We start from the raw sequence: 12,942 nt of genomic DNA, 5'->3' as shown, positions 1-12,942 counted from the left end.
CCATGGGCGAAAACGTGGAAGCGCGCTTGCTTGCCTCTACCATGTTCTCATGCGCCTTAATGCCCTTTGTGAAGAATCATCCCATTGGGAAACGGGTCCCTATGGAACGATTTTGGTATCAGGCATAGGGGGGCGCTATCGTGGATGTCGTCACCATTGCCTGCGCCCTCGATCCAGAGATGTAATTACAGAAGTGCGGGGAAAAATCGAAAACCTTCGAGCACAACGCGGTTTTTTTGTATCAAAACCGCAGGTCGCGGAAGCCTAAAACGGGGGTCTGGTCAGCATTCCTTTGGTTTTCCCCGCACTTCCGAATTTGGCCTCTCGCCACATCCCGATTACGTCTTAAAGTGGCGCAAAAAGCCGTGTGCTCTGCTTGATTTTGCTCAGGAATTATGCCTGAGGGGTAGTGGATTCGCCTTTCTCCGCCGTGCAGCGGCACGTGTAGGGCTCTCTGGCTCAGGCGCGAGTCGCTTCCCGTCTGAAAAAGTTCTTAAAACAGCTTTAAAGTTGCCTTTGGCCTACATTGACAGCGTACAATACGCATGTTTACCATGGCAAAAGCTAAATTTGGGGAGGGGGAGCGCACGGTGGAAGTGCTGGTTGTTGGCAATACCGCGTATGTCGATGACGACTTTTGTGCCAAGGCGTTTCCCGGTGACCATGTTCAGGTCGTGGCGGCCAACGAGGCGCGCCGCGACGGGTCGTCGCTCCATGCGTCTTGGAAAGAGCTGCTGCAGCACCTGGACCAGGCTTACGAATTCGACCGTGTGGTCTACCTCTCTACCTATCTCACGCCGCATACCGAGGCCGTTGGCGACATCGAGCTGCTGCGCTCCGTCTTTCGAGCTTGCATGGGTCGCCAGATTCAGCTGCTGTTTGTGACTGGTCCCATGGGAGCGGACGGTGCGGTGGACGTTGCGGGGCAAAACGGCAAGGGCATCATTGCCCGTGCGGCCAACGACCTGTGCCGCTACTATGCGGTCCGCGACGGCATTCAGGCCAAGATCTTGCGCGTGCCGTATCTGTACACCGCCTCGCCCACGCTGGAAGACCCGATTTTGACCCCGCTGTTCGAGGCGTGCTCGCAAGGCTCTGCTGTCATGAGGGCTGGGGCGGACTCACCGCTCGGTGCCCTCTGCGCCGAGGAGCTGGCCGTTCTGGTGCGTCGCATCTTCGACAGCTGGGATGCCACATTCGAGGAACTCGAGGTTCCGGATAGCTTTGCCCACACCGTGGGAGACCTGGGCGAGGCGCTCAAGGGCTTGTTCCCGGGGCTCGACATTACCTACGACGGGGACGCCGTCGTCTCCATTGCTCCGAGCGATACCGTCCGCACGCGCTACGGGTGGTTCCAGCGCTATGACGTGCTGCGCGATCTTTCGACCATACACGCCCGCTGGGAGCAGACCCTCGCGGGCAAGCGCCATCCGCTGCGTGCCGCCATCGACCGCATGCGCGGGCGGACACTGCCCATCAAATGCCTGGAGACCGCGCTGGCCTGGGTGCTCTTTGAGGGCCTGGAGCTGGTGTTTTCGCAGTCTGCTCAGCTTAACGTGCTCGACTACCGCCTGCTGTACGTGGTACTGATCGGCACGCTGTATGGGCTCGATTTTGGCCTGGTTGCGGCGCTGCTGGCGTCGGTGGGTTTGGCCGCGAGCTACTTTACTCAGTACGGTTATACCTTCCAGGGTCTCTTTTACGAGCCGTCCAACTGGCTGCCGTTTATTGCGTACTTTGTTGTGGGCGCCGTGTGCGGCTATGTGCAGCTGCGCAACAGCGAAGCCATTAGGGCGGAGCGCGATCAAAACGAGCTCGTGCGTAATCGCAATACGTTCCTCACACAGCTTTACCACGACGCGATCGAGGACAAGCGCGCGTACAGGCGCCAGATTGTGGGTCGCCACGACAGCTTTGGCAAGATCTTTGCCGTGACGCAGGAGCTCGACGTGCTCAACCCACGCGACATCTATCGCAAGTGCTGCGAGCTTTTGGGCGAGATCCTCGAGAACGATTCGGTGGCGATCTACCATGTTTCGGGCGGGGCATTTGCACGCCTGGTGGCAGCAAGTCCCGCGATTGCCGAAGATGCCGCACGTTCGCTCACGCTTGAGCAGCTTGCCCCTCTTTTGGGCGACGGGGGTCGTTCGAACCTGTGGGTGAACCGCGAGCTGACGCCGGGGCTTCCCATGTTTGGATACGCGATCGAGCGCGACGGGGCACCCGCCGTGTTGATCTTTGTGCGTCGTGCGGCCGAAAACCAAATGACCCTCTATTATCAAAACCTGTTCCGCATCTTGTGCGGCCTGGTCGAAAGCGCGTTGGGCCGTGCCTTTGACTATGAGGCGGTGGCGCAGGATAAACGCTGCGTTGACGGCACGTGCGTGCTCAAGCAGGCTGCCTTTGGCCAAGAGCTTGCGGCGGCGCAGGCGCTGGCAGATAGCAAGATGGGAAGTTTTTTGCTCCTGCGCGTGGTACCGGGCATGGAGCCTGTCGGCGAGCTTGCGGGCGCAATTGGGTCGGCAATCCGCGAGAGCGACGCGGCGGGCTTGGTCGACGGCGACGTGCTCTACCTGCTTATGCGCCAGGCAAAGGCGTGCGATCTGCCCATTATCCGCGAGCGCCTGAGCGCAAAGCATATTGCGGTGGAGCCCGTCGACGGCGAGGACATCGTGGCGCTGTTGCAGCACATCTCTTGCACCGGTGACGGTGAGGGGGGTGCCGCTTGATCTCGCTTGTCGTTGCTGCCGTCTTGCTGCTGATTCATGCACTGGTTTGCCTGATGCTGTGGACGCTCATGAAACTGGGCCTGCTGCCGGTGCGCGGGCACATGCTGGCTGTGATAGTGCTGGTGCCGCTGTGGGGCCCGTTGCTGGTGGTTCTGCTATCGGTCCGCAGCGCGGTGTTTGGCGAGGGGCTGAAAGAGTCTGCGCTGGAGTCGCTGCGCTTCAACGACGACCTGCATCGTAGCATGTCGGTACCGAGTGGTGAGGACGATGCAGGCGTAGTGCCGCTCGAGGAGGCGCTCATCGTCAATGACCCGGCATACCGGCGCCGCCTTATGCTCTCCATGCTCACCGAGGAGCCCGACGCGTACCTGGCGCAGCTGCAGGCGGCTAAGCTTAACGACGACGTTGAGGTGGCGCACTATGCCGCGACGGCGGTGGCGCAGATCTCCAAGGAGTCCGACCTTAAACTGCAGCAGCTGGAGCGCGCCTTTAAGACGGACCCGAGCGCGCAAAACCTCATCGAATACTGTGATTTTCTTGGTGAATACTTGGGCTCGGGCTTGGCCGAGGGGCGCGTGGCTCAGATTCAGCGCCAACAGTACGCGCGCCTGCTTGCGCGTCGCTGCGAGCGCGAGGATACCCTTGAGCTGCGCATTCGATACGCGACGGCGCTGGCCGATGTCGGACAGATCGACGAGGCGCAGGCCGTGACCGACCAGCTGGTGTTCGACGTGCCCGAGGAGCAGGAGGTTTGGATGCTTTGCCTGCGCCTGGCCGTGATGCGCCGCGATGGTGACGAGGTTCACCGCGTGATCGATGCGATTGACAGGCAGCATGTCTATTTGAGCGCCGACAACCGCGAACAGTTGGCGTTTTGGCGTGACGGGGAGGAGGCCAGATGAGTGTGGCGCAACATATCCGCGACCGAGCAGGCCGCTTTCGTTGGATGGGACTCCTCGTGGTGTGGGCTGTTTTTATCGTCATGGCCGCCGTGCTGCTGGTGGAGCGTGCCGGCGTGCAGTACAGTGCGGGCCAGCATAAGCTGGGGATGCTTGCCGCCAACGATGCGGTGCCGGCCTCCTTGGCAATCTTTGGCCAAAAGCCCACGTGCCTGGTCATTACCGATTCCGATCAAGCTGGCGTCGAGGACGTAAAGGAACAGTTCGACCAGATCCTGCTCGACATGAAGATCGCGCACCGCGACGTGGACCTTGCCCTGGATGGTGCGGATGCCATTCCCTCGCTGACCTCCTTCGATCGCGTGATTTTGCTCATGCCGTCGCTCGATGGGCTCGGTACGCACCTGAGCGACATTATGAGTTGGGTGAGTGCCGGCGGTTCGCTTATGCTCGCCATGCCGCCGGATAACTCGAGCTATCTGCAAGTGATTGCCTCCAAGCTTGGCATTGAATCGGCCGGATATGACTATGTAAAAGCCGAAAGCATTGTGCCGAGTGAGGACTTTATGCTGGGTGGAGGAGAGCGCTACGAGCTCTCGGACCCCTTCGATTCTTCGCTCTCGGTTTCATTGCGCGAGACGGCGCACGTATGGGTAAAGACCGGTGACACGGGCACGCCGCTCATTTGGTCTAACGATTGCGGCAGTGGTCACACCGTGGTGTGCAACATTGGCATCTACGACAAGGTCATGCGTGGGTTCTATGCTTCGGCCATAAGCCTGCTGGGTGATGCCACGGCCTATCCGGTCATCAACAGCGCCGTGTTCTATTTGGACGACTTTCCTAGCCCCGTGCCCTCGGGCGATGGAACTTATATCAAGCGTGACTACGGCCTTTCCGTTGCCGATTTTTACACCAAGGTCTGGTGGCCCGATCTTCAAAAGCTCGCGCAAAAATACGGCATTCGCTATACCGGCGTGATGATCGAAAACTACGAGGACGCGGTCAACCAGACCGAGCCCGCGCGACAGGTCGATACCACGCAGTTCCGCTACTTTGGCGGCATGCTGCTGCAGATGGGCGGAGAGCTGGGCTTTCACGGCTACAACCATCAGCCTCTGGCGCTCTGGGACACCGACTACGGCACGCTGTACGTCTACAAGACCTGGAAGAACAAAGAGACGCTTGTCGCTTCACTCAACGAACTTATCGCGTTTCAGGACGAGGTCCTGCCCAACGCGCACGGCTCGGTCTACGTGCCGCCGTCAAATATCCTTTCGGCCCGCGCGCGCCAGCTTATCGGCACCGACGTTCCGCGTATTAAGACTATTGCCAGTACGTATTTTGAGGATGGCACCGACCTGCCGTACGTGCAGGAGTTTGGCGTGGCGAGCGATGGCATTGTGGAGCAGCCGCGCATTGTCTCGGGCGGCATGGTCGACGATTCCTATATGCGCCTAGCCGCCGTGTCCGAGCTCAACATGCACTACGTGAGTACGCACTTTATGCACCCGGACGACCTTTTGGACCCCGATCGCGGAGCCAAGGAGGGCTGGGAGGTCTACAAGGGCGGCCTGACCGACTACCTGGACTGGCTTACCAAGTCGGCGCCCGATCTGCGGCACCAGACGGCGTCGGAGTGCTCCGGTGCCATCCAGCGCTTTTCGTCGGTTACGGTGAACGTGGATACAAGTGCAGATGCCTGGACGCTCAGCCTGGGCAATTTCCACGACGAGGCGTGGCTCATGTTCCGCGCCAATAATGGCGAGCCGGGTGCGGTGACGGGTGGCGAACTGACGCACCTTACGGGCAATCTGTATCTGCTCAAGGCAAATGATAAGACCGTGACGATCGAGCGCAAGGAGGGTGGCGATAAATGAGAATCTGCTTGGTACTCGAGGGTTGCTACCCCTATGTGCACGGCGGCGTATCTACCTGGATGCATGGCTACATTACGGCCATGCCCGAGCACGAGTTTGTGCTGTGGGTGATCGGCGCGCATGCTGCCGACCGTGGCAAGTTTGTCTACGAGCTGCCCGGCAACGTGGTCGAGGTGCACGAGGTGTTCCTGGACGATGCCCTGCGGCTTTCGGGCGAGCAACATGAAGCCAGTTTTAACGACCGTGAGCGCGAGGCGCTACGCCGTCTGGTGTCGCTCTCCAATCCGGATTGGGATGTTCTGTTCGATATCTTCCACCGCCGTCGCGTGCATCCGCTCTCGTTTTTGCAGAGCCGCACGTTTATGGATATCTTTCGCGACGTGTGCCTGGCCGAGTATCCCTACACGCCCTTTGCCGATGCATTCCACACCATGCGCTCCATGTTGCTGCCCGTGCTCTACCTGTTGGGAAGTGAGGTGCCGGTGGCCGATGTGTACCATGCCATCTCGACCGGCTACGGTGGCCTGCTCGCCTGCCTGGGCTCAAGCGTTCACCATGCGCCGGTGCTGCTGACCGAGCATGGCATCTATACCCGCGAGCGCGAGGAAGAGATCATTCGCGCCGATTGGGTGGTGCCGTCGTTTAAGGACCGCTGGATTCGCTTTTTCTACCTGCTTTCGGAGGAGATCTACCGCCGCGCCTTCCGCGTGACGAGTTTGTTCCATAATGCCCGCAAGACGCAGATTGATATGGGCTGCGATGCGGACAAATGCCTGGTCATCCCCAACGGCATCCAGTTCGATCGCTTTAAGGGCATTCCCTTAAAGCCCGATGACGGCTGGGTGGACATTGGCGCGGTGGTGCGCCTGGCGCCCATAAAGGATGTTAAGACCATGATTTATGCCTTCTTTGAGCTGCACGAGCGCCTGCCCAAGGTGCGCCTGCACATCATGGGCGGCGTGGACGACGAGGAGTACGGCGCCGAGTGCCACGCGCTGGTCGAAACCCTGGGCGTGCGCGACCTGATTTTTACCGGCCGCGTCAACGTTGTCGAGTACATGGAAAAGCTCGACTTTACCATTTTGACGAGTATCTCCGAGGGCCAGCCGCTCAGCGTGCTGGAGTCGCTTGCAGCGCGCCGTCCCTGCGTGACGACTGAGGTGGGCTGCTGTCGCGAGCTTCTCGAAGGCGCCCCGGGCGACGACTTTGGCGTGGCGGGTTTTGTGACGCCGCCTATGTATCGCAAGGGCTTGGCCGATGCCATGGAACGCATGTGCACAAGCCGCGCTCGTCGCATTGAGATGGGGGAGCGCGGCCAGCGTCGCGTTGCCACGTACTTCTTGCACGAGCAGATGCTCGCCAACTATCGCGCGCTGTACGACGAGACGGCGCAAGCGTTTGACCTGTCCAGAGAGGGGGAGTAGCCGGTGGCCGGAATCGGTTTTGAGCTCAAGCGCCTGTTTAGGCGCAAGGGTCTGTTTGCCACGATGCGCGCCTATGGCTACGCCGGCATTGTGTGTACGGGCCCCATGCTGCTGGGCGTGCTGCTCCAGGTGGGTATCTTGGTGCTGTGCGGTCTGTGGGGTGTGGGCCGTGCCAACCAAGATCTGCTGGTGTGCATGGTGACCTATACGCTGCTGGCGTCGCTCACGCTCGCGAGTTTTTTCTCTATGCCGGTCACGCGCTTTTTGGCCGATATGCTTTTTGCCGAGCGCGAGGATGAGATCCTACCTTCGTTTTGGGGCTCCAACGCCATTATGCTCGTTGCGGGCACGGTGTTCTACGGCGTCTTTTTGCTGTTCTCGGGCGCCACGCTGCTGCAGGGGCTGCTGTGCCTGTGGCTGTTCAACATTATGATCGTCAACTGGAACGGCATGAGTTACCTCACGGCCATCAAGGATTACCGCGGTATCCTGTGCAGCTTTGCGGCTGCCATTGGCGTGGCGTGCCTGTGCGCCCTGGCCGCGCTGGCGCTGGGACTGCCGCCGGTCGAGGGCCTGTTGGCATCAATTGCTCTGGGCTACGGCGTCATGCTCGCCTGGGACGTGGTGCTGCTGTACCGGTATTTTCCGCAGAGCGATCGCAGCCCCTGGCTCTATTTACGGTGGCTTGATCAGTTTATGCCGTTGGCGCTCACGGGCTTGTTTACCAACCTGGGCCTCTTTGCGCACTTGGTGATAATATGGGCCGGTCCCATTGGTGTGCAGGTCAAGGGCTTGTTTTATGGTGCGCCCTACCACGATGTGCCGGCGCTCATCGCGTTTTTGACGATCCTGGTCACGTCCGTCAACTTTGTGGTCTCGGTCGAGGTCAACTTTTATCCGCGCTACCGCGACTACTACAGCCTGTTCAACGACGGTGGCGTGGTGGGCGACATTGTGGTGGCCGAGGAGGAAATGCTTGCCACGCTCAACCGAGAACTGCGTTTTTGTGCGCTCAAGCAACTGTTTGTGACGGCGGCGGTCATCTCGCTCGAGACCACGGTGCTGTCGGCCCTACCGTTGGGCTTTAACAACCTGATGCACGGGTATTTCCGCACGTTATGCGTGGGCTATGGCCTGTATGCCGTGGGCAATACGGTGTTGCTCATCTTGCTGTACTTTACCGACTACAAGGGGGCTGTGCTGGCCTCGGGGCTGTTTGCCGGTGTGGCCGGGCTGGCGACTGCCGTTTCTCTGCTCTTACCGCAGCAGTTTTACGGCTTTGGCTTTTTGTTGGGTGCAGCGGTGTTTTTTATCGTGGCGCTGCTGCGGCTCGATACCTATACCGCCAACTTGCCGTATCGTATCCTGAGCCAGCAGCCCATTGTGGCTACTGACAAGACGGGCTGGTTTACCGAACTTGACCGGGTGCTCGACCGTGTTGAGCAACGCTACGAGGACAAGCGCGTGGGCGGTGATCCGCGCAGTGCGTTTGAACGTATGGTGGTTCGCCTGTTCCAAAAACATTGGGGAGGTTCTGATGATCGATAAGTTGATGTCTCGCCGCTGCCTGATCGAGGCGGCTGCCGGCGCGCTGTTGCTTTCGGGCTGCTCGTCTCAGGACGAATCCTCGACTAAAAAGGTCAAAAAGCAGGACAAGATTAAAAAGGCCGAGTCCTCGGACGGCACCAAGCACCTGCGCGATAAGGACGAGCTTTACGAGGTCTACGACGACTCGGGCATTGTGACCATGTACCTGACGGTCTCGCGCGGCAACAGCTCCGAGAACACCGATCATAGCTGGGCAGAGATCAACACGTACTCGGTGTATGACTATGCCGACATGGGTGTGACGCGCTATCAGGTTATGGGCCTGCTGCAGCCGGGCGACGAAGAGGGCCCAGTTGCCGGCGAGGTTGGCTATGGCGAGGAAGCGCCCAATGCCACCGTGCAGGTGCGTGGCCAGACGTCGAGCGGTTATACGCAGAAGAACTACAAGGTGGAGCTCAAAAAAGGAAAAGGTACCTGGCGCCAGCAGCGTGCGATTGCGCTCAACAAGCACATGGGCGAGGGTATGCGTTTTCGCAACAAGATGGCCTATGACCTTATCCGCGGGATTCCCCAGATGATGGGCCTGCGCACGCAGTTTGTGCATCTGTGGGTGTGCGACCAGACCGAAAAGTCCAACGATACCTTTGAGGACTACGGCCTGTTTACGCAGGTGGAGCAGCTCAACAAGACGGCGCTTAAGGCACATGGCCTAGATAAGAGCGGGCACCTGTACAAGGTGAACAGCTTTGATTTCCATCGCTACGAGGACACCATTAAGCTTGCCGATGATCCCGACTACAACCAGGCAAGCTTTGAAGGCATGCTCGAGATTAAGGGCGATACGGACCACACCAAGCTCATCGAGATGCTCGATGCGCTCAACGACGAATCGCAAAAGATCGATGACGTGCTCGACACCTACTTTGATACCGAGAACCTGGTCTATTGGTTGGCGTTTCAGATCCTGACGGGCAACTGCGATACGCAGAACCGTAACTGCTATCTGTACAGCCCGCTTAACTCCAAGGTCTGGTATATCCTGGATTGGGATAACGACGGCATGCTGCGTAAGCTGGAGCTTTCTCTTACCGGGTTTTCGGACTACGCGAGCTGGGAGCGCGGCGCAAGCAACTACTGGGGTAACGTGCTGTTTAACCGCGCGTTGCGCAGCAAGTCGTTCCGCAGCGAACTCGACCGTGCCGTCAAGGACTTGCGCTCGTATTTGACCGAGACTCGCCTGACCAAGATGATCAAGCACTACCGCGAGGTGACTGAATCCCTGGTCTTTGCTTCGCCCGATATCGACAATCTGCCTGTCACCAAGGACCAATACGAGCAGATCGCCGCGGCGATTCCCTCCGAGATCGAGGAGAACTACAAGAGCTTTCGCGAGAGTTTTAAAAAGCCCATGCCGTTCTACATCGGCGTGCCGCAGATCGATAACGGTAAGCTGCGCATTAACTGGGATGCGTCCTACGACTTTGAGGCGCGCGATATTCGCTACACCGTAGAGCTTGCGCGCGACTATGCCATAAGCGATGTGGTCTTTAAGGCCGAGGACGTGCTGCTTTCCGAGGTGACCTGCGATGCGCCCGATACCGGCCAGTATTTTGTGCGCGTGCGTGCCACCAACTCCGACGGCTTTACGCAAGATGCGTTTGACTACTATGTGACCGACGACGGCAAGCACTATGGCATGAAGTGTTTTTACGTGCAAGACGGCGGTAAGGTCGTGGAGGATACGTATGAGGAGGGCTAGCGCGCTGCTTGAGCGCCTGGCGGCACCGCCTGTGCGTGCCACGCAGGAGCGTTACCGCCACGAGCTCAAATATCTCATTAACGAGGGCGAGCACGCCGCGCTTGCCTGTCGCATGGCGCCTGTATTTAAGCTAGACAAACATGCGCGGGCGGGCGGTTACACCATTCGCAGCCTGTATTTTGACGACTACTGCAACTCGGCCTACGAGGAAAAAGACGCCGGCATTCTCATGCGCAAAAAGTATCGCGTACGCATCTATAACGGCAGCGACAAGGTGATTAAGCTCGAGCGCAAAAAGAAGTACGGTAGCTGGATCTATAAGGAGGACGCGCCGCTCACACGTGGCGAGTTTGAGCAGATTCTGGCTGGCGACTACGGCTTTTTGCTGAGGAGCCCTTATCCGCTCTGTCGCGAGTTCTACATCGAGTGCATCTGCAACATGATGCGCCCACGGACCATTGTGGACTACGAGCGCGAGCCGTGGGTGATGGACGAGGGCACCGTGCGCATTACGTTTGACATGAATGTGCGTGCCGCGGTGGGAAGCTTCGATATCTTTGACGTGACGCTGCCCGCGTTGCCGGTCCTGGAGCTCGGTAAGCTGGTGATGGAGGTCAAGTTTACGGAGTTTTGCCCGCAGCTGGTGCGCGATATGGTGCCGCCGGGCGAGGCCGAACTCACGGCGGTCTCTAAGTACTGCCTGTGTTATGACAAGACCGCCTACCTGCGCGGATTTAATTACTGGGAATCGGATTTTGGGAACCGAGGGGATATTTAGACCATGAGCACCAGGGACTTTTTTAAGAACTCCGTCTTGGAGGCGTTCGGTCAGGTCGACCCTGCCAAGATTGGCCTTTCGCTGCTCGTGGCGCTCGCCATGGGCATCCTGATCTATTACGTGTACAAGCGCTTTTTTACCGGCGTGGTGTATTCGCGTAGCTTTGCCGTGACGCTCGTGGGCATGTGCGTGCTCACCTGCATGGTCACGCTCGCGATCTCGACCAACGTGGTCATCTCGCTCGGTATGGTCGGTGCTCTGTCCATCGTCCGCTACCGTACGGCGGTCAAGGACCCGCTCGACCTGCTGTATCTGTTTTGGGCCATTACCACGGGCATTACGGCAGGCGCCGGCATGTATGCGCTCGTGGGGCTTACGGCAGTGGTGATCGTGGTGATGATCGCCGGCTTTGCGAGCCACCAGGACAAGGCGCGCGTGTACATGATGGTCATCCACTACACGGGCCAGACCACCGGCGACGATATCGTGCGCGCGTTTGGGCGCACCAAGTTCACCGTCAAGTCTAAGACGATGCGCGGCGACAAAGTCGAGATGGCCGTCGAGCTCTTCTCGGACGGCGTTGACATGCCCTATGCGGACGCTATTCGCGCGCTTGACGGCGTGGAGGACCTCACACTCATCCAGTACAACGGCGAATACCACGGCTAATTATGTTCCGGCGTTTTAACAAACGCCGGACCGCTCGACGCTGCGCGGGCATCTGCCGGGCGATCTGCCGCTCAAACCGTCGCTCGCGTACATAAAGTACGCTTCGCTCCTCTTTCGCGGCACCTCGCCACGGCAGTTGCCCGCTCGCTGACGTTTGCTCGACCTGGGTGGGCCGATTTTGTTCGGATGCCGTCTTCACGGGTATTATGGTGAAAGCGATTTCAATGACAGGGGTGCTCGTGGTAAAGATGAAAGATGTGGCCGAGTTGGCCGGCGTTTCGAGCGCCGCCGTCTCGCGCTACCTCAACGGCGGATATATCTCGGCGGACAAGGCCCAGCGCATTAAGCAGGCGATTGAACTGACCGGATACGTGCGGTCCAGTCAGGCTCGCGCGCTGCGCACCGGCTCCACCAAGCTCATCGGCGTCATCGTGCCCAAGATCAACTCGGAATCCGTGAGCCGCATTACCGCCGGCATTGGCCAGGTGCTCGGTCGCCGTGGCTACCAGATGCTGCTTGCCAATACCGATAATGCGGCCGATCGCGAGCTCGAATACCTCGATTTATTCCAAAACCATCCGGTTGACGGCATTGTGCTGGTGGCAACCATGATCACCGACGAACACCGTCGCGCGATTGACTCGTGCCGTGTGCCCATTGTGCTGATCGGTCAACATGTCGAGGGCGCGGCGTGCGTGTATCACGACGATTACGAGGCCGCTTTTGAGCTGGGCCATGCGCTTGCGGGTCGCGTGGACGGCAAGATCGCTTACATTGGGGTTACCGAGGAGGACCGCGCGGCTGGTTATGACCGCCGTCGCGGTTTTGAGGCCGGCTTGCGCGCCGCGGGTAACCCGCTCGATGCCGCCTTGATTCGTCTGGGCTCGTTTACGCTCGACTCGGGCTATGGTGCGGCGCGTGAACTGCTTTCTGCCGCTCCCGATGTTTCGTTTATCGCGTGCGCGACCGATACCATGGCGGCGGGCGCGCTTCGTGCCATCGATGAGGTTCGCGGCGTGGGCGAGGGCATGCATCGCGTAAGCGGTTTTGGCGACAACGCGTTTTTGCGCGCGCTGACGGGCGGCATTCCCACCGTGCATTATGGCTACCTGACCAGTGGCGTCGAGGCGACCAATATGCTGATCAACACGCTCGATGGCGTGGAGGGGGAGAGCGGTCTAAAGACGCTCAAGCTCGGCCATCAGCTTATGAATGTCTAGGCCTTGGACGTCTGCCTGCCTCTGAGTCGTCTGTTT

9 protein-coding genes are annotated in these 12,942 nt (G+C 59.2%); all 9 read left to right on the top strand.

Features of this window, described 5'->3' with window-relative positions:
• Positions 1–554 precede the first annotated feature (554 nt).
• Positions 555–2,729, top strand: coding sequence for a DUF4118 domain-containing protein (locus AAA069_RS07755; RefSeq protein ID WP_349128023.1), 2,175 nt, complete (start codon positions 555–557; stop codon positions 2,727–2,729).
• Complete coding sequence (locus AAA069_RS07750) at positions 2,726–3,631, top strand: hypothetical protein (protein ID WP_349128022.1); 906 nt, start codon at positions 2,726–2,728, stop codon at positions 3,629–3,631. Before AAA069_RS07755 ends, AAA069_RS07750 begins: the two co-directional genes overlap by 4 nt.
• On the top strand, positions 3,628–5,508 hold the full coding sequence (locus AAA069_RS07745) for a DUF2194 domain-containing protein (protein ID WP_349128021.1): 1,881 nt from the start codon (positions 3,628–3,630) through the stop codon (positions 5,506–5,508). Before AAA069_RS07750 ends, AAA069_RS07745 begins: the two co-directional genes overlap by 4 nt.
• Entirely contained in the window at positions 5,505–6,932 is a 1,428-nt protein-coding gene (gene pelF, locus AAA069_RS07740; protein ID WP_349128020.1) for a GT4 family glycosyltransferase PelF, read from the top strand. The genes AAA069_RS07745 and pelF overlap by 4 nt, the downstream gene beginning before the upstream one ends.
• A gap of 3 nt (positions 6,933–6,935) precedes the next feature.
• Positions 6,936–8,480, top strand: a complete 1,545-nt coding sequence (pelG, locus tag AAA069_RS07735; RefSeq protein WP_349128019.1) for an exopolysaccharide Pel transporter PelG — start codon at positions 6,936–6,938, stop codon at positions 8,478–8,480.
• Complete coding sequence (locus tag AAA069_RS07730) at positions 8,470–10,239, top strand: CotH kinase family protein (protein WP_349128018.1); 1,770 nt, start codon at positions 8,470–8,472, stop codon at positions 10,237–10,239. The genes pelG and AAA069_RS07730 overlap by 11 nt, the downstream gene beginning before the upstream one ends.
• Positions 10,226–11,017, top strand: a complete 792-nt coding sequence (locus AAA069_RS07725) for a polyphosphate polymerase domain-containing protein (protein ID WP_349128017.1) — start codon at positions 10,226–10,228, stop codon at positions 11,015–11,017. The genes AAA069_RS07730 and AAA069_RS07725 overlap by 14 nt, the downstream gene beginning before the upstream one ends.
• A 3-nt stretch (positions 11,018–11,020) precedes the next feature.
• Positions 11,021–11,686, top strand: coding sequence for a DUF4956 domain-containing protein (locus tag AAA069_RS07720; RefSeq protein WP_117745996.1), 666 nt, complete (start codon positions 11,021–11,023; stop codon positions 11,684–11,686).
• Between the two features lie 248 nt (positions 11,687–11,934).
• Positions 11,935–12,906, top strand: a complete 972-nt coding sequence (locus AAA069_RS07715) for a LacI family DNA-binding transcriptional regulator (protein ID WP_343001461.1) — start codon at positions 11,935–11,937, stop codon at positions 12,904–12,906.
• The last annotated feature ends 36 nt before the right edge of the window (positions 12,907–12,942 follow it).

Origin of the sequence: Collinsella sp. CLA-SR-H006 (genome assembly GCF_040097075.1) — a bacterium.
In the GTDB taxonomy this organism is placed as follows: domain Bacteria; phylum Actinomycetota; class Coriobacteriia; order Coriobacteriales; family Coriobacteriaceae; genus Collinsella.
Note: the sequence above shows the minus strand (reverse complement) of the source record. Positions and strands in the feature narration are given on the sequence as shown.